We start from the raw sequence: 23119 nt of genomic DNA, 5'->3' as shown, positions 1-23119 counted from the left end.
GCAGCGAATGCGTCTAACTTTATCAGCGCACCTTTGCCTAGAGCCCTGCCGTGAGGCGGAGATATGCTCTTGGGCCCGTAATGCACCGAAAATTTGTCTGGTGACCCTCATTTAAGAAGAATGACGTCATCATGAAACGGATGTTAATCAATGCAACTCAGTCTGAAGAGTTGCGCGTTGCCCTAGTTGATGGGCAACAACTGTATGACCTAGATATCGAAAGCCCAGGTCATGAGCAGAAAAAAGCTAACATTTACAAAGGTAAAATTACCCGCGTAGAACCTTCTCTAGAAGCTGCATTTGTCGACTACGGTGCAGAGAGACATGGCTTTTTACCCCTAAAAGAAATTGCCCGCGAATACTTCCCTAAAGGTTATTCTTTCCAAGGCCGCCCAAGCATTAAAGAGGTGGTGAAAGAAGGCCAAGAAGTCATTATCCAAATCGATAAAGAAGAGCGTGGCAACAAAGGTGCCGCACTGACCACCTTTATCAGTTTAGCGGGTTCTTACCTTGTACTAATGCCAAATAACCCGCGTGCGGGTGGCATTTCACGACGCATTGAAGGCGACGAGCGTACCGAACTAAAAGCAGCGATTGCAGAGCTTGATGTCCCTCAAGGTATGGGACTGATTGTGCGTACCGCTGGTGTTGGTAAAGATGCAGCAGAGCTAAAATGGGACCTAAAAGTGCTACAGCACCACTGGGCCGCCATTAAAGAAGCCGCTGACAGCCGCCCTGCTCCTTTCTTAATTCATCAAGAAAGTAACGTTATTGTACGTGCTATTCGTGATTACTTACGTCGTGATGTCGGTGAAGTGCTCATCGATCACCCACGTATTTATGAGCAGGCTAAACAACACGTATCTCTTGTTCGTCCAGATTTCGTTGAGCGTATCAAACGCTACGAAGCTGAAGTGCCACTGTTCACTCACTTCCAAATTGAAACCCAAATTGAATCGGCGTTCCAACGCGAAGTGCGCCTGCCATCAGGTGGTTCAATTGTTATCGACCCAACTGAAGCACTCACTTCAATTGATATCAACTCCGCCCGTGCTACAAAAGGCGGCGATATTGAAGAAACGGCTCTAAATACTAACCTTGAAGCGGCAGACGAAATTGCTCGTCAACTTCGCCTACGCGACTTGGGCGGCCTAGTGGTTATCGACTTTATCGATATGACCCCAGTGCGCCATCAACGTGAAGTTGAAAACCGCATGCGTGATGCTGTCCACCATGACCGTGCTCGCGTACAACTAGGTCGTATCTCTCGATTTGGTTTGATGGAGATGTCACGCCAACGCCTACGCCCATCATTAGAAGAGTCTGCTGCGCATTTGTGCCCTCGCTGTCATGGTCAAGGTACCATTCGCGGCACCGAATCACTGGCGCTGTCTATTCTTCGACTTATGGAAGAAGAAGCCATTAAAGAGAATACATCGCAAATTGAAGCGATTGTGCCTGTTGATGTTGCTGCATTCCTACTCAACGAAAAGCGTAAAGCCATTCGCATTACTGAGCAGCGCCACGACGTTGAAGTATATGTGATTCCAGATCCTAATATGACAACACCTGACTATCGTGTTGTGCGCCATCGCAAAGACGATGAGATCAGCGAATCAAGCTACAAACTATTAGATCAACCAGAAGCTAAGCTTTACGAGCCACGTAAACTAGAGCGTGCGGCACCACCAGAGCCAGCACTGAAAGGTTTTTCTGCACCAAAACAAGCGAGTCCTGCACCAAAACCAGCGGCTGCACCTGCTGCTAAACAAGACGCAGAGCCAGGCCTAATTGCTAAGTTGTTTGCAGCAATAGGCTCACTATTTGGTGGCGGTGAAGACAAGAAAGAGGAAGAAGAGAAAAAGCCTCAGCCTCGTCGTAACAGCCAAAACCGCAATGGTCGTCGTAACAACCGTAATAATCGCCGTAACGAACGTCGTGACAATGACAAGAAAGATGGTGAAGACAAACGTAGTCGCAATGCTAAGCCTGACGACAAAGACAGCCGTCAAGCCAAAGACAAAAAAGACAACAAACGTCCTAAGCGTAATGACAACCGTAATAAAAATCGCAATGAAGCCCCTACTGACGAAGCACAAGAGATCTCGCCAAAGCAAGAAGCGGCCAGAGAACGTCGTCAGCGTCGTAATATGCGCAGAAAAGTACGCATAGAAAACGAGCAAAAAGGTGAAGTTGCAGCAGATACTGCGCAAGTTGATGCTAAGCCTGCGGCTGACAAGCCAAAAGTACAAGCTGAGACTGACAAGGCGCCACGTCCTAAGCGTCAGCCACGTAAGAAGCCTAAGCAAGAAAAAGCTGAATCAGCGGATACCAATGTTGAAGTCGATACTGCAGTCGCTGAAGATGCGAATGTAGCAACTCAGCAGCCAGCAAAAGTTGAAGCACCAAAGGTAGAAGCAGAGCAAACTGCAGTAGAAGCTGTAGTGAGCGATGATAATTCTGATAGCACTGAGCAAGGCGATAAGAAAGAGCCACGCGAAGGTCAACGTCGTAGCCGTCGTAGTCCGCGTCATCTGCGTGCTGCAGGTCAACGTCGTCGTAGAGATGAAGACGTTGAAACTAGCGATGCACCTGCCGCTTTTGTCCCTAATGATGTTGAGCTAGAGCAGCAAAGCAATGATACTGCGCCAGAAATGACTGAAACAGTTGTAGTTGCAGCTGAAGAAGTTGTTACTGAGCAGCCGAAAGTTGAAAGCGAGCCGGCAGCTGAACCAACTAGTGTTGAGCCGATTGCCAGTGTTGAAGAAAAACCTAAGCGTTCACGTCGCACTGCAAAGTCAGCAAGTTCATCTTCAGCGTCTAGCGCAACTGCAACCTCACCAGCAAAAGTAGCTGTGGTTCCTGTTGAAGAAGCACCTGTTGAAGTCACCACTGACAGCGTCGAAGCGGCGGCAGTGACTGAGCCTTCAGCTGTAAAAGAGCCTTCAGCAAAAGAAGAGCCTGCAGTAGAGCAATCCCCTGCCGCGAAAGCAGAACCTTCAGTGCAAGAAGAGCCCTCAGCAAAAGAGGAGCCTTCAGCGCATAAAGAGCCTTCAGCGCAAGAAGAGCCAGCAGTGAGTGAAGCACCCGTAGCGAAAGCAGAACCTGCAGTGACTGAAGCGCCTGCTGCCGAAACGCAAGCGGCTCCAGAGCCAGCAGCACCTGCTGAAGAAGTGGTTGCTACTGCTCAAGCGCCTAAGCAAGAGAAGCACGCATCTGCACCTATGGCTAAGCCACAAATTGCTATGCCTGCGGCGACCGAACACGCGCCAAAAGCAGCAGTTAGCGCTGCGCCAAAGGCTGCGACATCAAGTGCCAAAGCCACTAGCCGATTCGGCACTATGGTCAGTTCAACAACGACCAAGCCAGCAGTCGGTACTCCTGAAAATGTTGATACGCCAACAGGTCGTCAATATTCAGCACAAGCGGCTGCAAGTGCACCGACTAAAAGCGGTTTAGTCTCTGCAGCTGATTCAGCTAATTCAGAAACGACCAAAGCATAACGTTTAAATAACGTTTGTGACTAAAAGCCATGCAGTAATGCATGGCTTTTTTATTTTCTTGTAGCCAAAATTTTGGTAGTATTCGCGGCCGCACTTTAATCTATCAACATATTTATAACAGAGGCAAAATGTTCGATCTCATTCGTCACAAAACAGCCAGTAGTAAAGCTGATGTATTATCAGGTTTAACTGTTGCGCTCGCGCTGGTTCCTGAAGCGGTTGCATTTGCATTCGTTGCAGGCGTCGAGCCTATGGTTGGCCTTTACGCGGCTTTCATCATGGGACTAGTGACCGCCGTCATCGGTGGCAGACCGGGCATGATTTCTGGTGCAACAGGTGCCATGGCCGTGGTGATGGTAGCCTTGGTGGCAGAGCACGGGGTGCAATACTTGTTTGCCGCTGTGGTATTAGCCGGTTTAATTCAGGTTAGCTTTGGCCTGTTGAAACTGGGTAAGTTTATTCGAATCGTTCCATATCCAGTAATGATAGGATTTGTAAACGGTCTGGCTATTGTTATCTTCTTAGCTCAGCTCGGGCAGTTTAAAGCGCCCGATGCCAATGGCGTGCTGACATGGTTACCTCAGAATCAATTGCTGCTGATGTTAGGCTTAGTTGCGCTAACGATGGCGATTATTCAGTTCTTGCCTAAGCTGACCAACGCAATTCCTTCTTCATTGGCGGCCATTTTGACCGTCACCTTAATGGTGGTGTTTTTAGATCTCGATACCCGCACCGTACTCGATTTTCTTAAATCGATGAGTGGCGATCCTAATGCAACTATTGCAGGCTCACTGCCGAGCTTCTCTATACCTTCGGTCGAGTATAATTTAGAGACTCTTTACATCATCCTGCCCTATTCAATGATTTTAGCCGCGGTGGGTCTCATTGAGTCTTTGTTAACCCTAACAGTTGTCGACGAAATGACTGGCACACGGGGTAAAGGCAACAAAGAGTGTATTGGCCAAGGTGTAGGTAACATTACGAGTGGTTTCTTCGGTGCCATGGGTGGTTGCGCGATGATTGGTCAGTCAATGATCAACATTAATTCAGGCGGACGTGGCCGCTTATCGGGTATCACAGCCGCAGTTGCACTGCTTGCCTTCATCTTATTTGGTTCATCATTAATTGAAATGATTCCGCTTGCGGCTCTCGTGGGTGTGATGTTCATGGTAGTGCTTGGTACCTTCGAGTGGGCTAGCTTTAAAGTGATGCGCAAAGTACCAAAACATGATGCGTTCGTAATTGTGTTGGTGACCGTTGTTACTGTCTTTACCGATCTTGCTTTCGCTGTGTTTGTCGGCGTTATCGTATCGGCATTGGTGTTTGCTTGGGAGCACGCAAAACACATCAATGTTGAAGTGAGCGAAGATGCCAACGGCTGGAAGATCTACAAACTCAATGGCCCATTATTCTTTGGCTCAGCAGCGGAATTCCTAGAGTTGTTCCACGCAAAAACCGACCCAGAAGATGTCATTGTCGATTTCCAAAACTCACGGGTCTGCGACCATTCTGCACTTGATGCTATCGATACATTGGCAGAGCGTTATGTGAGTGCTGGCAAGAAGCTGCATTTACGTCACTTAAGCCATGATTGTAAACAGCTACTGCATAAAGCAGGCGATCTTGTTGAAGTTAATCTTATTGAAGATCCGCACTATAAAGTGGCCGACGATAAGTTAGACTCTTAACCCAAAAAAAGGGCTTCATTAATGAAGCCCTTTTTTACAGTCATTGTTAACTATATCACGTTACTCACACGTTCCTTCTAACTGCCACACACCCCACTCATTTGCGGCATCTGGCACTTCAGCTCGTGTCCACCATTTAGCACTGAACACTTGCCCTTGGTAGGACACACTATCGCCAGCAACATAGATGGTATCCGTCTGCCAAGGCGCTGCAGTGCATCCACCTTGAGCCGCATTAACCTCAATACTGACACTTGTGTTAGATGTCAGGCCACTGTTATCTGTCGCAGACGCGCTTACAATTACCGTACCAGCTTGTTGCAGTATGACCTCCGTTGTGAACGGCGGCTGACTTAACTGCGCGACTATATTACCGGCAACACTAAAATCCACTGATACGATTTGCCCATCGCTATCTGTTGCTTGTGCTGATAACAATGCAGTATCGCCTACCGTGTAAACATCGCCACTGGCCGGACTGAGCAAAGACACCTGAGGCGCATTAGCACTGGACTTAATATCCATTTGATAGCTTACATTGGCAATTGAACTCCAAACACGATTTAAACTGCGATCTGCCGCATAAGAAATAGTGCCATCGGCTTGGACCACGCCCACCTGGACACTGCTACTATGGCCTTGTACCACTTGTGCTGCCAATTGTTCTGCCCACAATTGATTGGCACTATTTGCTGTATCGACAACTAAAGTTTCAAATACCAATTCCTGGCCGGCACCATCAAATAGCCTAAACCACACTTCATCACCAATATTCGCATCAATGCCATTAGCTAAGTATTGACCTACATCTGCCCATTGTGGCGGCAAGCCATCTTGATTGATATTGATATCACTACAGTTATAAAAGCCTTCTCCAGCTTCATCGATTCGTTGCCAGCGTGTATACAGCGTCGCATCACCACTGCGATGAGCCGGTATATTGATGGTCATTTTGTAGACTTTCATGCCATTGACAGTTTCAGCTGCTACATTACCCAATTCACTAATTAACGTGAGTTGCTCCCAAGTCAGCGACTGAGTGGCGGCATCATAACCTTCGTTAGACAAATAAAACTCCCAGTAACTTGGGTTATGGGGAGTGTGCGCGGCAAACACCACTTCAACATCACCGTTTGCAGCAGGTGTAACCTGACTGCGCTGCCAAAAAGGTGAAGGTTCATCCATTCCTTGTTTGGCGCTATCACCACCAGCGCATAACAGACCGTTGGGTACTGCAGCTTCAACTGACGCTTGATTGTGATAATCAACCACGTTCGTTGAAAACTCATGGTTTTGTACAAACTGCTTAGTTCCTGACTTTAAAAATGCCTGACGACAGGCTAGATTGGGTATTGCACTGCCGTCATCTGGCCACCAATAACCACCATCTTCTACACAAAACTGCTGCCTCGCTTGTGGCGATTGCATAAAACCATGGCCATAGGCCAGGGTTGCCAATAGTGTTTGGCTCACTAGTGCAGCAGAAACCAGACCTAAGGTATACATGTTTCGAGTTAACATACTATTCTCTCCATTACGCGTTTAAACTGCGTATAGGTAATGGCGCGCAAACCAGCCTGCGCGCCCTATGTGTGCTAGACAATTAGTCGATATTACAAACGAACTTCCAGTCACTACCTCCCGGCACGCTGCTGGTCCACCACAGCGCTTCAAACACTGAGGTGTCATCTTTCACCCGATCGCCTCCATTGGCATGGCTCGGGTTACCTTGCCAGTCAGTTTGTGGGAAGTTGGGATAAGCAGGGATAGTGCTAGCGTCTATGCCCACAGCCGAACAAGGATCGGTTAGTGGCGGCTGGCATTGGGGCAGGCTCGGGTCGAGTTCACATTCACCGGGCACTGAGTTATCACTTTGACCAAAGCCATAGCTGGTACCGTTAAAACTGACGGTGAAGTTGGCGGGCATACTTACCGGAAGGTAATACTTGATGACACCACCAAAGCTTTGTCCTGGCGCTAAAGTCTGATAGCTTGGTAATGTCATTTGCACACGGTGATAGTTTTTCTCTAAACCGCCAACATTGCCGCCCGCCACATTAGAGCCATCACTTATCACAGTGAGATTTAACCCAGATTGGTCACTTATCTCGGCGGAAGTTGACGTTGCGATGTCAAACTCGAAAACTGCGCCTCCGGGGATAGTTGTTTGACTATTATTGGTGATAGTCAAAGTGGGCGTGATGGGATAATTACTGTCACCCACCTTAAACCCACTAAGTGACACTGCCATATCAAGGCTCTGAGCTGGCATTGCTTGTTCGCTGACACTATTCCCATACGGACTCGCTGAGGCGAACGCATTGTACGCAATGCTGGTCATCGTGGTGCCGATAAAGTACTCACCTTGGCCATTGTTTCGCTGTGGATGCCAGTCAAAATCCCCTGCCAACTCCCAAAACATCACCCCACCTAGCCCTTGCTCAACCACATATTGCACTTTGGCATTCATGGCTTGCTCATCTTCGGTAGACAAGTAAACAGACTTACTGGGGTTCCACAGCCAAGCCGCTTCAGCAATCACATCATAGTGTCGCTGATAGCTTCCGGTTAACTGGTGATTTGGATTAGTGGCAGGATCCAGACCATAGTCAGCCAGATAGCTGGCTAAAATGCCCTGTTCTAGGTTTTTCGCATGCCACATAGGGTTAGAACCTGCGAACATTTCATTACCCAGTTTATCTTTGTCATGCCAAAGATTATCAATCCCTTGGGCCCCATAACCGCAGTTGTTGTCACCCTCGCCGGTACCATCAGGGCAAGTTGTTTGATCAGGTAACGCCGCTTTACCCCACAAGCCATTAGTTCCACCAGTCACCCCCTGCCAGCCGCGAGTGTAGTACGGAATACCAATGTTGATTCGCCCAGCAGGCAGCGCGCCTCTGAAATAGTGATAGGCCCAATCGGTATTGAGGTAGCCTATTCCGCCGTATTGCGGCGTAGAATACACATCCCAGAACGCCAGTTCGGCATCTTCACCAGTGTCATACAAAGGTGAATTGTGTCCGACAAAATCGTTCCACGCACCGTGTAAGTCATAGGTCATGATGTTGACGTAATCGAGAAAACGCGTCATTTGGTAGGCTTCCATACCACGAAGTAAATATCCCGACGCTGGCGCCGCGACAGTTAACATGTAGTGCTTACCATCTGCAATACCCGCTGCATCTAGCTTGTTACGCAAGGTCTGCATCAACACATCGTATTGCTTAAATAGCGTAGCCCGGAGCGGATCTGCAATGGCAAAGTCATCAGGGTTACCCGACTTTGCCATGGACGTAGCATACTCGTAGTCGATGTCGGCACCGTCGAACCCATAGGTACGAAGAAACTCCACCACAGAGTCAGCAAATGTATCAATACCAGCTTGAGTTTTAGTCATCTCGTAGAAGCCACCGCTGGCAACACGCTGACCACTTTCATCAAAGTAACCACCGGTTTCAGCCCAGCCACCAATCGAGATAAGGGTTTTCACCTGCGGATAAAGTTTTTTATATTTACTCAATAAATTGAAATGACCTTGATAGGCAAACTCAGGGTCCATTTCTGCACCAGCAATGCCATCCCAAGTCATGCCTGTAGCCGGATTGGTGGCACTATTAGGGTTACCTACTGAAACCTTATTGTTAGCATCAACATGGGCAAAGGCATAATTAATATGGGTAATTTTATCCCAGGGTATATCGTCAACTAGATAGCTAGGTTGGCCATTGGTACCGGTTCGCCATGAAGTGAAATACCCAATGACTCTGCGGACATGATCTGCACCCATTTTTTCTCGGCCCTGCTCATCGTAAACATCACAATAAACAGACTGACCAAGTAAACCTTCGGGGCGACATTGTTCGTGATCAGTCGGCATTTCACCTACATAGCCGATAACCGCACTCGATAGTGTGCTTGCACCAACATCATCGGTTGCTTCGGCTGTGATCACTAAATCACCTTCTGTCGCAGCGATGTAATCGTAAGTAAAAGGTGTACTCGTATCGGTACCGACCAAGGCGCCATTAGCATAGAAGCTCACCGAAACTATCTCACCATCACTGTCGCTCGCGCTAGCGCTGAGGGGGATGACCGCATTAGTCGCGACATTAAAACCGCTGACTGGCGAAGTTAAATTTACCGCCGGAGCACTATTTGCTGCATTAACCAAAATATTGATTACGGCAGAATCAGCGCTGTCCCCAGCACTGTCATAAGCACGTGTACGCAGTGAGTGAGCGCCAACGGCGCTCGCCTGCCAATCAAACTCGTAAGGTGCGCTGAGATCGGTCGCCACGACAACATTATCAACTAACAACTCCACCGATTGCACCGTATCACCTTGATCTGGGTCGCTAGCAGTCGCGATGACGGTCACGATTTCAGTCAAATTGACAGCGCTGTCATTTGTGGGTGAAATAATGGCTGTTTCTGGCGGTAAATTATTGCTGTTTTGCACCTCAATCTGCACTGTTTGCTGCGTAGTGGCGCCTTTATTGTCTGTTGCTAATATACTGACAGTCACGCTACCTTGAATGTCAGCAACCCACGGAGTTTGTACCACCGTATCATTAACTGACCATTGCTCACTGACCACGCTTCCATCGCTATCAGATACCGTAGCATCAAGATTGACCGTATCACCAAAACTGTAAACGCTACCAGCAACGGGTGAATTAATCACCACGTCGGGAGGCAAGTTGCCCGTTAAATCGCAATCTCCAAGATACTCCCATGCCCCCCATTGTCCCGAAGTCGCTGGCGACTCATTGGTAGTCCACCACTTATTTTGGTACAACATCTGCTGCTGAACAACTTGTGTTGGTGTGGCATAAACAGCATCGGCATCCCAAGCGTCAATACCTTCGCAAGTGACCGCTTGCGCATGAGAGCTAAATCCGAGGGAAATAAAAGCTGAACTAAGCATCCAACTAAGCGTTCGCCGTTGGGTTATAAACCTATTACTATCGTTACTCATTTTGTTATTCCTATTATAGTTTTAGATTACCGAAAACCTAAATATGGAGACAACAAAACTCTATAATTTAACTACAAAGGCTACCTCATCGGTTAGATAAATCTACACAACTTAATCACTTTTGTTTAGTTTTTTATTATAACCAAATATTTTAAATTTATAACAAAACAACATCAAACGATAAAACCAACCCAACAGCAAGCACTCTAAGCTGTCATTATAAATATATAAACCTTTTAAATATCAAATGCCACGCACAATTATAAAAAAGCTAAAATCAAGAACAAACACATAATAAGCACACCAAGTGACATCATGTTCTAACTAGGAGGCAAGGAAACTAAGCGATAAAAACCAAACATTACAACTAACAATGAAAAATCTAACAATGAAAAACACAAAAATACAATTAATACAACAACTAACGTAACCAAGTGGATAATATTAGCTATATAAGCTTATAAAACCCTAAGCATTAAATTATATCTTACTGCATAAAAAAATTATCCAACGGCCTTTCCTCAAGCTTAAGGTGGCACCCTAAAAATATAAAAACACAATACAAAAATAGATACCTGCAAGCTCTAGTCTTGTGAAAAGTCATATAAAATCCCATATAAGAACCCATATAAAAACCCATATAAAAACATCACGCTAAGATTTAGAGCCTTGCTCAACACTTTAAGTTTTAACTTTTTTATAAAACAACGAGTCATTGCATTGAAATTATTCTGCTCTAAAAATAATTCAGATAACAATCAAGTAGTCACAGTTATAATAACCATTATACCTGCGGTATCGTTCTGCTCTTTTACACTGATTTATATCGTTGTTTTCAGTCAAAGGTTGCACACACGGATGTACAGAATTAGCGCCCCACAACACTAAGCTGTCTGCCTAGCGAATCTTTGCCACTCAAGACAGACATTTATCATTAGACATAAGTCTAATAAAGCGGGTTAATGTTCATGTTTTTGTCATTTATAACGACAAAGCAATAGGATTCGTGGGCTAATCTCTGTTACATTGAGGTAACCTTCACGTGCAACGAACATAATCAAAAAAAGCCATGAAGCTAGAAAATTTAAATATCCTGATCGCAGATGATCACCCACTGTTTAGAAATGCTCTCAGACAAGCCCTCACTTCTACTTTTGCAAGTACGCAATGGTATGAAGCTGATAGCGCTGAGGCATTGCAGTCGCTATTAGACAAAGAAATTCCCTTTGATTTGGTATTGCTCGATCTGCAAATGCCGGGCTCACACGGGTACTCAACGCTGATTCATTTGCGTACTCACTACCCTGATTTGCCAGTTATTGTTATTTCAGCCCATGAAGACGCGATGACGATTAGCCGTGCAGTCCATTATGGCAGCGCTGGCTTTATACCTAAATCTGCGTCGATGGAAACCTTAGCTTCGGCATTAACCGCTGTCCTATATGGCGATGTATGGCTACCTGAGAATATTGAGCTGCAAGAAATTGTGGAAGACGGTACCGACCAAATGGCCAGTAAATTGGCTGACTTAACCCCGCAACAATATCGCGTTTTACAGATGTTTGCAGAAGGCTTGCTTAATAAGCAAATCGCCTACGATTTAGGGGTATCAGAGGCAACCATTAAAGCCCACGCTACCGCAATATTTAGAAAGTTGGGCGTGCGCAATCGCACCCAAGCTGTGATTGCCCTGCAGCAGCTAGAAATGGAAAAAGTCGATATATAGCTTTGGAGTCAACTAATCAAAAAAAACCGAGCTTAGCTCGGTTTTTTTGTTTAAAAGTGTTGATGATGGAAGCGTAAATGAGACTCTATAAAGCTGGCAATGAAATAATAGCTATGGTCATATCCAGGCTGCATCCGCAAAGTCAGTGGATAGCCCACTTCCTCAGCAACTTGGGTTAAGCGCTGTGGCGTCAGTTGCTGCTCTAGAAAGCTATCAGCCTCACCTTGGTCGACTAACATAGGCACCGGCTGCTTGCTAGATTTCATTAATTCACAGCTATCGTATCGAGCCCAATCATCGCGGTTCTTACCCAAATAATGACTAAAGGCTTTTTCACCCCAAGGCACTTGGCTTGGATTCACTATTGGGCTAAAAGCCGAAGCAGAACTGTACTTGTCCGCATTTCTCAAGGCTATCATCAACGCACCATGGCCGCCCATTGAATGACCGGCAATCGCTTTTTGACTAGTCACTGGAAAATTGGCTTCAATTAACTTTGGCAGCTCATCAACAATATAGTCGTACATCTGATAATGCTGCGCCCAAGGAGTTTGAGTCGCATTAACATAAAATCCTGCCCCTAAGCCAAGATCATATTGACCGTCAGGGTCGTCTGCAACCCCTTCACCTCGCGGTGAAGTATCTGGTGCAACAATGGCGATACCGAGCTCTGCAGCAATGCGATGAGCCCCTGCTTTTTGCATGAAGTTCTCATCGCTACAGGTTAAACCCGATAACCAATATAGCACTGGCACTTTGCTATCAGCAGCCTGTGGCGGCAAATAAATTGCGAAGCGCATCGAGCATTGCGTCGATACCGCCTCATGGGAGTACTGCTTATGCCAACCAGCAAACACTTTATTCGCACTGATATTTTCTAAACTCATGATTGTTCCTCACGGGTTGGGCCATGGCCCAACCCGTTAATCATTAAAAGTGAATGACAGAGCGAATACTCTTACCTTCATGCATTAAATCAAAGGCTTCGTTAATCTTTTCCAGCGACATAGTGTGAGTGATAAAGTCATCCAGTTTAAACTCGCCACCTAAGTATCTTTCGACAATTTCAGGTAACTCAGAACGCCCTTTTACGCCACCAAATGCAGAACCACGCCACACACGCCCTGTAACTAATTGAAACGGTCTGGTAGAGATTTCTTGTCCAGCTCCCGCCACACCAATAACAACTGACTCACCCCAGCCCTTATGGCAGCATTCAAGTGCAGAGCGCATAATGTCGACGTTACCAATACACTCAAACGAGTAATCTACGCCGCCATCGGTCAACTCGACAATGACTTCCTGAATCGGCTTGTCATAGTCTTTAGGGTTAATGCAATCGGTGGCGCCTAGTTTACGGGCAAGTTCAAACTTACTTTCGTTGATATCAATAGCGATAATACGGCCCGCACCAGCCATAGTGGCACCAATAATCGCTGACAGTCCAATACCACCTAAGCCAAATATGGCGACACTAGCACCTTGTTCAACTTTTGCCGTGTTGAGGACTGCGCCCATACCAGTGGTCACACCACAACCTAACAAACAGACTTCTTCCAACGGTGCCTTAGGGTTGACTTTAGCAAGTGAGATTTCAGGCAGTACGGTGTACTCAGAGAACGTTGAGCAGCCCATATAATGGAAAATTGGCTCACCATCTTTGTAAAAGCGCGTCGTACCATCAGGCATTAAACCTTTACCTTGAGTCTCACGGATTTTCTGGCATAAATTTGTTTTACCAGACAGACAGAACTTACATTCACCACATTCAGGCGTATACAGTGGAATGACATGGTCACCAACACTCACACTGGTCACACCCTCGCCGACCATTTCGACAATCCCGCCACCTTCATGGCCTAAAATCGCTGGAAATACTCCTTCAGGATCATCACCCGATAGCGTAAACGCGTCGGTATGACATACACCAGAAGCCACAACCTTGACTAAGACTTCACCGGCACGAGGCAACATAACATCGACTTCTTCAACCGATAACTTCTGCCCTGGTCCCCATGCAATTGCCGCTTTTGACTTGATAAACTTGTCAGACATTTCCTGTCACTCCATATAGTGTCATTTTTGCGTGTGTTATTTAGCATAGCCATGCTAATGCTCATCGGCTAGCTCAGATGCCATCATTGTATTTGTTTCTTCAGCAATGATAATCTAGCATTATTGAAATTCATTTTTACTGTATGGTAACAATCATGATTTGGGATGGAGTCAGCGAGTTCGTGGCGGTCGCAGAAACCGAAAGCTTTACTAAAGCCGGCCAACGTTTGTTGTTATCAACTGCTCAGATCAGTCGGCAGATAAGTCGTTTAGAGCAGCGGTTAGATACCCAACTGTTCTACCGCACCACACGGCGGGTGTCGTTAACAGAAGAAGGCGCTATTTACTATCGCCATTGCCGCCAAGTACTTAACGGCCTTGAAGACGCAGAACGCGCGCTGAGTAGCTTAAAACATTCACCACAAGGATTAATCAAACTCACGGCACCTGTTGCCTATGGCGAGAAATACATCCTGCCATTGGTCAACGACTTTTTACTGCGCTATCCCAATGTAGAGGTCAATATTCAGCTGACTAATACCCAGATAAATTTAATTGAAGAAGGTATGGATCTCGCGATACGAATAGGTAAGCTAGCTGACTCGTCATTTATTGCTAAGCGCATAAGCCAAAGAACTAACTACGTGTGTGCATCACCGGCTTACTTAACCCAATATGGACAACCACATACCCTATCAGAGCTGAGTAACCATAACTGCCTTATAGGCAACCATGATTACTGGCGCTTTATCGAAAACAAGCAAATTAGGCATATTAAGGTCAACGGTAATCTGCGTTGCAACACTGGTCACGGCCTGCGTGATGCAGCCATCAAAGGCTTGGGTATTGCGCAGTTACCTAATTACTACATTGAACATGACATAGCGACAGGCGATTTAGTTCCAATACTCTCTCAGTATCAAGAACCGTTAGAGGGCGTGTGGGCCATGTACCCTGAAAACCGTCACTTGTCGCCTAAAGTGAAAACGCTTATTGGCTTTTTAGCAGAGCAACTGCCGTAAACTCAGATAAAATGTAAACCTATTACGACTCACTATTGGGCAGTTAAATCCAGTTCACACAGCAGTCTATGGTGTTGATGTAAGCAAGCTTGATAACGACTACCAGCAACCAAGGCTCCCACACCTTTGGGTGTACCTGTCATCACAATATCACCCGCTTGCAGCGTCATAAAAGACTGTATCTCGCTGAGAATCTTTCCAGGCGCTGAGATCATTAACTCAATATTGCCACGTTGCCGCGCTTGACCGTCAACTTCTAGCGCAAACACTAAGCTATCGTCTATCGCATCAACACTAACAAACTCACTAAAAACCGCTGAGCCGTCGAAAGCCTTTGCTCTTTCCCATGGTAAACCTTGCTGTTTTAATCGGCTTTGCTGCGCTCTTTTGGTTAAATCGAACCCAACACCTACAGCGCAAAATCGCTCACCATCAAATAATAAACAAAGCTCTAGCTCATAGTGAATAGCCTCGCCGCGGTGAGCAATTAGGTCATTGCAAATGGCCGAATTGGGTTTGCAAAACAGCACCATCTCTTCAGGCACTTCATTATTAAGCTCTTGAATATGTTCTACATAATTTCGGCCAACACACACTATTTTACTGGGCGCAATTTGCTCCCCTTGCCACAATACAGTCTTCAACGGTTTATCCTATTTAATTAGTTTTATTACTTACCAAGCTTGATATTAGTGCCCGCAGTGCGGCCGGTTTGACCATTTTTGCCATGTAGTGGTAACCCTTGCTTTGCACATCATCAATCAAATCTTTGCGGGTGTTGGCAGTGATTAAAATTCCCGGTAAATGGCCACCATAGAGTGCGCGGATATTCTCCATTGCATCTAGGCCGTTTTGGCCATCATCAAGGTGATAATCTGCTAAGACGATATCCGGCGCGACACCTTTTAAGCCCAACTTGATTCGAGCATCAGCCAAATCACTAGCGCAAATAACATCGCATTGCCAGCGGCTCAATAGGCTCTCTAACCCCGCCAGAATAGCTTCTTCGTTGTCGATACACAGCACCTTCACTCCTGCCAATGGCTGTATTGCTTTAGCAGAAGGTTGAGGTGTGCTTTCTTGAACCTTGTCGCCAATTGGCACCGTGATTGAAAATACTGAGCCGCGACCTAGTACCGAGCGCACTTGAATGGGGTGTTCAAGGACGCGCCCTATTCTGTCTGCAATCGCAAGCCCGAGCCCCAAACCACTGACATTTTTACTTTCTGGATTATCTAAGCGTTTAAACTCTCGAAAAATATCAGCCACTTCATTGTCATCAATACCACAACCAGTATCAAGAACCTGAATTTCAATAGCACCTTGGCGGTGACGACAACCCAACAGCACGCGATTGCCTTTTGCATACCGGTAAGCATTAGTAAGGAAGTTTTGTAATACGCGGCGTAGCAGACTCATATCGGAATTGATGGTCGCATGGCAGGCGACCATCGAAAAATCGATTTTATAGTCTTTAGCCATAGCCTCAAATTCCACGGCAAGACCATTGAGTAATTCACTCACTCGAAAATCGCGACGATTAACCTCTACCATGCCTGAGTCGAGTTTAGAAATATCCAACAGATCGGTAAGTAACTCGCCGGCAATTTTAAGCGAGCTATTCACATGAGACAGAGTCGTCTTACCCTCTTGGTCTAAATTGGGATACTGAGCCAAGGATGCGGTGAACAATCGCGCAGCATTAAGTGGTTGCATCAGATCATGGCCGACCGCAGCCAAGAACTTACTTTTTGATGCATTAGCCATCTCTTCTTGGGCTTTGGCTTCTAGTAACTGACTGTTAAGCATTGCCAGCTCATAGGTACGCTCTTTAACCCGCGCTTCCAGTGTTTCATTGACTTCCTGCAACGCCTTAGCTTGTTCTCGGTATTGGGTAATATCGGTAAAGGTCATCACAAAGCCACCACTGGGCATCGGGTTTCCTTGAATTTTAATCACCTTGCCGTCACGACGTTCCCGCTCAGACACATGGGCGGTACCATTTCGCATGTGCTGTACTCGCTTGGCTACCTGCTCATCAACGTTACCCTCACCGCAGTAGCCACGCTCAGCGTTAAAGCGAACCACATCCGCAATCGGCATGCCTGCTTGTAAAAAATCTTCCGGATAAGCATAGAGCTCAGCGTACTTGTAATTCCACGCGACGAGGTTGAGATCTTTATCAACCACACTCATACCTTCATAGGCGTGCTCAATCGCCCCACGAAGCATATCTTGGCTTAAAATGATTTTCGAGGAGGCTTCATCAACCAAGCTAAACACTTCATCAAGGGCTAAATCCCGCCCCTGCAGTACCGAGTCCATTACCAGCGACGCACTCGACCCGCCTAATACCCCGGCCAGCATATGCTCTGTATGGGCAATGAGCTCTGGGGATGCAACTTTATGCCAGCTATCACTGCGGACCGCTTCTTCTGAAAAACGAGAAAAACTCTCATAGGCACGAGTTGGACTAACAAAGCGGCTAGCTAGAATGAGTAAGTCTTGTTGCGACACTGGCGATGCCTTGCGCACTGAGCCGGTTTTCAAATCGCCTGGAGTGACAAAGGCGCTAGCTTGAATGCGCTCTGATACGCCGGCGCGATACCACATAGAGCCCAGAATATAGCAACCTAAGTTCGCTATCAGCGCCGTTAAAATATCACGGGTATTGGGGTTGATAGACTCAAGCAATGGAATATCTTGTCCAAGCAATCCGGCACCGCCATTAGCACCTTGCATCAATATATAGCACCACAATCCAAAGCCAACAATCAGCCCAAGGTAAACACCGCCTCGGTTACCATGTTTCCAATACATACCGCCAATGAGTGCAGGCGCTAACTGGGCAAAGGCACCAAAAGACAACATACCGAGTGCGGATAAAGAGTCACTGTCAATGAAAGTGAGGTAACTGAAATAGCCAAAGCCTAAAATCACCACAATTGATAATCGCCGCGCATTAAGCAAAAACTGGGAAAACTGGCTAAAGTTCTTTTGACGAATTTTGCCCGAACGCAACATTAGCGGCACAAACCACTCGTTACTTACCATGACACTGATTGTCACCACCGCCACAATCACCATACCGGTGGCCGCTGATAGTGTCCCTAGTAGCGCAATCACGGCGAGCAAGGGTTGATCTAACGCTAAGGGAAGATTAATCACATAGGTATCAGCTGCGACACTATCACCGAGCACTATCTTGCCAGCTAACGCGAGCGGCGCAACAAACAGCCCAAATAGCAATAAATATAATGGAAATAGCCAACGGGCCTTTAATAGCGTTTTTTCTTCATTACACTCCACCATCATCACGTGGAATTGCCGTGGCATACAAAGAAATGCCGCAATACCGACTAACAGTTGTGGCATTAATGATTCGATACGGATTTCAGGGTTAACGATAAGATCCCGTGCGGCAGCCTTATCCCAAATATCGCCAAAACCATCAAAAAAGCCAAAACTGATCACGATACCCACAAGCAAGAATGCTGCTAACTTAACCAATGATTCAAACGCAATCGCCAACATCATGCCAGGGTTGTGTTCAGTGGCATCGAGCTTTCGTGTGCCAAATAAAATGGCAAACATGGCCAGCAGTGCGGTAATAATCAACGACACCCGTGCACCGTCGTAAGGGGCATCTTCCGGTTGAAATAAATTGAGGCTAAACACCATCGCTTTGAGCTGCAATGCGATATAGGGCATGATGCCAAACAAGGCGATAAGGGTGACAATAGCGGCAATCAGTTGTGATTTACCATAACGCGCCGCAATAAAGTCGGCCACAGAGGTGATATTTTGTGCTTTCGACACCAGCACCATTTTGCGCAGCAGCCCAAATCCAAAAACAAAAATCAGAATAGGACCAATAAAAATCGGTAAAAAGGACCACAAATCTTGAGCCGATTGACCAACAGTGCCTAAAAAGCTCCATGATGAACAGTAAACCGCCAGACTTAAGCCATACACAGCAACTTGAATTTTTTTGGAAATTTTGCCAAACCAGCGCTCTGCTCCCCACGCAATCAGGAACAGCAACGACACGTACAAAATGGCAATTACGCCCACAAATATTGTCAAATTCATCACTCAAGCTCTTTTTTATTCTATTTTGCGCTAATTTAAGCCCTAAATCTAGTTGCCATTATTTCACAACCAGCTAAAAATAAAGGACATTTTATTTATAGACCAAGGTCTAATAGAGCTTAATACCCCATCACAGCCATACTCGTCCTACGCACATTTAGCAACAAAGGGAAGCCCCGATGAGCACGCAGTCTCTCTATAAAGTACCAAGCGACATCGCAGCAAATGCACATATTAATGAAGAACAGTATAAAAAGATGTATCAGGAGTCGATAGTTAACCCTGATGGATTTTGGAGAGAACATGGCCAGCGCATTGATTGGATTAAGCCATTTACCAAAGTAAAGAAAACTTCTTTCGATGACCACAATCTTTCTATCAACTGGTTTTATGATGGCACCCTCAATGCTTCAGCCAACTGCCTTGATCGCCATCTAGCCGAGAAAGCCGATAAGCCTGCCATTATCTGGGAAGGTGACGACGCCGCTGACCAACGCACCCTCACTTATGGTGAGCTACATGCTGACGTCTGTAAATTTGCCAACGCCCTGCGAAGCCAAGGTGTTCGTCGCGGTGACGTAGTGACAGTGTATATGCCAATGGTGCCAGAGGCTGCCGTTGTTATGTTGGCCTGTGCGCGCATTGGTGCAGTTCATTCAGTGGTGTTTGGTGGATTCTCGCCAGATTCTATTGCGTCTCGTGTGATTGACGGTAACTCTAAAGTGGTGATCACGGCTGATGAAGGTGTCCGTGGTGGCCGTATCATTCCGCTAAAAGCCAATATCGATGAGGCGCTTTCTCACCCTGATGTGACCTGTGTTGAGAAAGTGATTGTATTTGAACGCACTGGCGGTGATGTCAATTGGGTTGAAGGACGCGACATCAAGTGGGACGCGCTGATGAACACAGCATCAGAGCACTGCATCCCAGAAGAGATGGGCGCTGAAGATCCACTATTTTTACTTTATACCTCAGGTTCAACCGGTAACCCTAAAGGTGTGTTGCACACCACTGGTGGTTACATGGTTTACGCCTCAATGACGCACGAATATGTATTTGATTACAAAGATGGTGAAGTGTATTGGTGTACCGCCGATGTGGGTTGGATCACTGGTCACTCCTACATGGTTTACGGCCCGTTAGCTAATGGCGCCACAATCTTGATCCATGAAGGGGTACCTAACTATCCGACTCCGTCTCGTTTAGGCGAGATGATTGACCGTCACAATGTCAATATTCTCTATACGGCACCAACACTGATCCGTGCCCTAATGGCAGAAGGTAAAGAGCAATTTGCTGATTTTGATGGTAGCTCGTTACGCATTATGGGATCGGTTGGTGAGCCAATTAACCCAGAAGCGTGGCGTTGGTACAATGACGTTATTGGTCATGAGCAATGTCCCATTGTTGATACTTGGTGGCAGACCGAAACTGGCGGTATCTTAATTAGTCCTCTGCCAGGCGCGACTGACACTAAACCAGGTTCAGCTACGCGACCTTTCTTTGGTGTCCAACCAGCATTGGTCGATAACATGGGCAACATCATTGACGGCGCTGCAGAAGGTAACTTAGTCATGCTAGATTCATGGCCAGGCCAAATGCGTACCGTTTATGGCGACCACGAACGCTTTGCACTAACCTACTTTAAAACCTTCCGCGGTATGTACTTTACCGGTGACGGAGCCAAACGTGACGAAGATGGTTACTACTGGATCACAGGTCGCGTTGATGATGTCATCAACGTATCAGGACACCGCCTAGGTACAGCAGAAGTTGAAAGCGCACTGGTTTCTCATGAATTAGTAGCAGAGGCTGCTGTAGTAGGCTATCCACATGACATTAAGGGCCAAGGTATCTACGCCTATGTCACGTTAACCAAAGGCACCGCGGAATCAGAAGAGCTACGCCAATCACTCAGACAGTGGGTGAGAAAAGAAATTGGTGCACTAGCAACACCGGATCTTATCCAGTGGGCTGGCGGACTACCTAAGACTCGCTCAGGCAAGATCATGCGCCGCTTCCTGCGTAAGATTGCTGCAAATGAAGTGACGAACTTAGGTGATTCTTCAACCTTGGCAGATCCAGCAGTGATTGACACCTTGATTGAGACTCGTCTAAACCGCACTGAATAACACTTTTGGACTCTCCCGCCCAACGCCCCTCTTTTTAGAGGGGCTTTTTTGTGTTGTTAATACGGAGTTTATTTACCTAAAGCGTAGCACTGCAGTGCTAGCCTTGATATTCTGCCATGCAACATTAAGCAGGTAGTTAATTCCCTTTTGCAGTTAAGAGATTATCAACAACATGCGGTTGACGCCGCCATCGCACATTTCAAACAATCGACGGATTCTGCGGTCTTGGTTCTCCCCACGGGAGCAGGCAAGAGTATTGTGATTGCCGAACTTGCGCGTATAGCCAAAGGCAGAGTGCTAGTCCTGACCCATGTCAAAGAACTCGTTGAGCAAAACGCCGAGAAAATCGGCTTATTAACAGATAAAGCGGGTATCTACTCTGCAGGCTTAAAGCAAAAATCAACCCAAGAAAAGACTATTGTTGCCAGCATTCAGTCTGCAGTGAAACAGCCACTGCGATTTGATCAACCTTATTCGCTGGTTATCATCGATGAATGTCATCGGGTCTCCCAAGATAAGGACAGTCAGTATCAACAATTGCTCCAGCATCTTAAGCAGGTCAACCCGAAAATACGACTACTAGGCCTAACTGCTACCCCCTACCGTTTAGAAACAGGCTGGATTTTTCGACATCATTATCACGGTAAAGTGGGGAACACTGATTCCCCAGTATTTGAGAAATGCATCTATGAGTTGCCCATGCGGCCACTGATAAAGCGTGGCTTTCTTAGCCAACCGAAAATGTACGATGGTTTGTCAGCCCAGTATGACTTTAGTCAAATTCCGGTCTCGGATTCAGGCCACTACCCCGAAAAGCAAATCAATGATCTACTCAGTCATAGTGGCCGAGCAACCGTGGCGATTGTTGAGCAAATCATCGAACTTGGCCAGCAAAAACAGGGCATCATCATTTTTGCCGCCACAGTACGTCATGCACAAGAAGTCATGTCTGTACTTGATAGCCCACAAGCCGGACTGATTACGGCAACGACAAGTCACGATGATAGAGACGCCATCATCAATCAGTTTAAAGCTAAACAGCTCAAGTATTTAGTTAACGTTGCAGTGCTTACCACCGGGTTTGATGCCCCCCACGTTGATCTTATCGCTATTTTAAGACCAACGGCATCGGTCAGCCTGTTTCAGCAAATGGTGGGCCGAGGGCTGAGGGTTGATACCGATAAACACGACTGTTTGGTGATCGACTATGCCGCCAACGGTTTTGATCTTTTCTACCCTGAAGTTGGCCAACTCAAGCCCAATACTAAAAGCGTACCGGTACAAGTGCCCTGTCCTAGCTGTCAATTCGCCAATATCTTCTGGGGCATTGTTGATGATGACGGGGATATTGTTGAGCATTATGGTAGGCGCTGTCAGGGGCTGATTGAAACCCAAGGCACATCGATACAATGTGACTTTCGCTTTCGTGCAAAACCCTGCCCAAGCTGCGGTGAACTTAACGATATTGCCGCTAAAGTCTGTCATGCATGTGATGCCACTATTATAGACGCTGACAAACGTTTAAAAGAGGTATTACAGCAACGCCACCATCATCTGTTTAAATGCCAAGATATGCTCTTGCAGGTTGAGAATGAACGTTTAACGGTAAAATACATCGATTTTGATGGTAACGATTTCACTGATCGCTATCGATTTGAAACCGCCGCGCAGCGACGGGCTTTTTATGCGGTATTTGTCATGTCACACACCAAAACTCCCGGTGTTAAACATCCCCCCATTAACACCGCAACAGATGCTGTGAATTGTGCTAACAATTTTCGAAAACCCGACATGCTACTACTAAAAAAAACCACCAAAGGCTGGGATTTAGTTGAGCGATTTTTCGACTATAAAGGCCGTTTTCAAACCGAGCATAAGTTTCTTTAAAACGGAATATGCATTCTAGCTATCCCTATGGTA

12 protein-coding genes are annotated in these 23119 nt (G+C 46.5%); 6 read left to right on the top strand and 6 right to left on the bottom strand.

All coding sequences use genetic code 11. From position 1 onward, the window contains the following. Window positions 1–131 precede the first annotated feature (131 nt). Both rne and FLM48_RS08875 read left to right on the top strand, forming a co-directional pair. Window positions 132–3503, top strand: coding sequence for a ribonuclease E (gene rne / locus FLM48_RS08880; RefSeq protein WP_179024395.1), 3372 nt, complete (start codon window positions 132–134; stop codon window positions 3501–3503). Window positions 3504–3631: 128 nt separating this feature from the next. Next, window positions 3632–5191, top strand: coding sequence for a SulP family inorganic anion transporter (locus tag FLM48_RS08875; protein WP_028774661.1), 1560 nt, complete (start codon window positions 3632–3634; stop codon window positions 5189–5191). A gap of 60 nt (window positions 5192–5251) precedes the next feature. Here FLM48_RS08875 and FLM48_RS08870 read toward each other — a convergent pair whose 3' ends face one another. Continuing rightward, a complete protein-coding gene (locus FLM48_RS08870; protein WP_179024394.1) occupies window positions 5252–6712 on the bottom strand; it encodes a lytic polysaccharide monooxygenase in 1461 nt (486 codons plus the stop codon). A gap of 82 nt (window positions 6713–6794) precedes the next feature. Further along, window positions 6795–10172 (bottom strand): chitinase C-terminal domain-containing protein, encoded by a 3378-nt coding sequence (locus tag FLM48_RS08865; protein ID WP_179024393.1) that lies wholly within the window; start codon window positions 10170–10172, stop codon window positions 6795–6797. Between the two features lie 1069 nt (window positions 10173–11241). Here FLM48_RS08865 and FLM48_RS08860 point away from each other — a divergent pair. Continuing rightward, the gene (locus FLM48_RS08860) at window positions 11242–11898 is read left to right on the top strand and encodes a response regulator transcription factor (RefSeq protein WP_028774658.1); all 657 of its coding nucleotides are present in this window, start codon (window positions 11242–11244) and stop codon (window positions 11896–11898) included. 50 nt (window positions 11899–11948) lie between these two features. Here the strand turns inward: FLM48_RS08860 and fghA are convergent, their stop codons facing one another. Next, the gene (gene fghA, locus FLM48_RS08855) at window positions 11949–12785 is read right to left on the bottom strand and encodes an S-formylglutathione hydrolase (protein ID WP_179024392.1); all 837 of its coding nucleotides are present in this window, start codon (window positions 12783–12785) and stop codon (window positions 11949–11951) included. Window positions 12786–12828: 43 nt separating this feature from the next. After that, the gene (locus FLM48_RS08850; RefSeq protein ID WP_179024391.1) at window positions 12829–13953 is read right to left on the bottom strand and encodes an S-(hydroxymethyl)glutathione dehydrogenase/class III alcohol dehydrogenase; all 1125 of its coding nucleotides are present in this window, start codon (window positions 13951–13953) and stop codon (window positions 12829–12831) included. A 152-nt stretch (window positions 13954–14105) separates the two neighbouring features. Between FLM48_RS08850 and FLM48_RS08845 the strand changes: the two genes are divergently transcribed. Further along, window positions 14106–14975, top strand: a complete 870-nt coding sequence (locus tag FLM48_RS08845; protein WP_179026317.1) for a LysR substrate-binding domain-containing protein — start codon at window positions 14106–14108, stop codon at window positions 14973–14975. 32 nt (window positions 14976–15007) lie between these two features. Here FLM48_RS08845 and FLM48_RS08840 read toward each other — a convergent pair whose 3' ends face one another. Further along, entirely contained in the window at window positions 15008–15619 is a 612-nt protein-coding gene (locus tag FLM48_RS08840) for a fumarylacetoacetate hydrolase family protein (RefSeq protein WP_179024390.1), read from the bottom strand. A 13-nt stretch (window positions 15620–15632) separates the two neighbouring features. Further along, complete coding sequence (locus tag FLM48_RS08835; protein WP_179024389.1) at window positions 15633–19067, bottom strand: PAS domain-containing hybrid sensor histidine kinase/response regulator; 3435 nt, start codon at window positions 19065–19067, stop codon at window positions 15633–15635. A gap of 179 nt (window positions 19068–19246) precedes the next feature. On the opposite strand from FLM48_RS08835, the gene acs reads away from it, so the two are divergent. Together acs and FLM48_RS08825 are read left to right on the top strand one after the other, a co-directional pair. Beyond that, window positions 19247–21199: an acetate--CoA ligase gene (acs, locus tag FLM48_RS08830; protein WP_179024388.1), complete on the top strand. Its 1953-nt coding sequence runs from the start codon at window positions 19247–19249 to the stop codon at window positions 21197–21199. A gap of 147 nt (window positions 21200–21346) precedes the next feature. After that, the gene (locus FLM48_RS08825; RefSeq protein WP_179024387.1) at window positions 21347–23086 is read left to right on the top strand and encodes a DEAD/DEAH box helicase; all 1740 of its coding nucleotides are present in this window, start codon (window positions 21347–21349) and stop codon (window positions 23084–23086) included. Window positions 23087–23119: the final 33 nt, after the last annotated feature.

It is taken from the genome of Shewanella sp. Scap07 (genome assembly GCF_013394145.1).
Classification (GTDB): Bacteria; Pseudomonadota; Gammaproteobacteria; order Enterobacterales; family Shewanellaceae; genus Shewanella; species Shewanella waksmanii.
Note: the sequence above shows the minus strand (reverse complement) of the source record. Positions and strands in the feature narration are given on the sequence as shown.

Excerpts from the sequence above, each read along its gene's own strand:
- rne (WP_179024395.1), top strand. The coding sequence starts at position 132 with ATGAAACGGATGTTAATCAATGCAACTCAGTCTGAAGAGTTGCGCGTT.
- FLM48_RS08870 (WP_179024394.1), bottom strand. The coding sequence starts at position 6,712 with ATGTTAACTCGAAACATGTATACCTTAGGTCTGGTTTCTGCTGCACTA.
- FLM48_RS08860 (WP_028774658.1), top strand. The coding sequence starts at position 11,242 with ATGAAGCTAGAAAATTTAAATATCCTGATCGCAGATGATCACCCACTG.
- FLM48_RS08865 (WP_179024393.1), bottom strand. The coding sequence starts at position 10,172 with ATGAGTAACGATAGTAATAGGTTTATAACCCAACGGCGAACGCTTAGT.
- FLM48_RS08875 (WP_028774661.1), top strand. The coding sequence starts at position 3,632 with ATGTTCGATCTCATTCGTCACAAAACAGCCAGTAGTAAAGCTGATGTA.
- FLM48_RS08850 (WP_179024391.1), bottom strand. The coding sequence starts at position 13,953 with ATGTCTGACAAGTTTATCAAGTCAAAAGCGGCAATTGCATGGGGACCA.
- fghA (WP_179024392.1), bottom strand. The coding sequence starts at position 12,785 with ATGAGTTTAGAAAATATCAGTGCGAATAAAGTGTTTGCTGGTTGGCAT.
- acs (WP_179024388.1), top strand. The coding sequence starts at position 19,247 with ATGAGCACGCAGTCTCTCTATAAAGTACCAAGCGACATCGCAGCAAAT.
- FLM48_RS08835 (WP_179024389.1), bottom strand. The coding sequence starts at position 19,067 with ATGAATTTGACAATATTTGTGGGCGTAATTGCCATTTTGTACGTGTCG.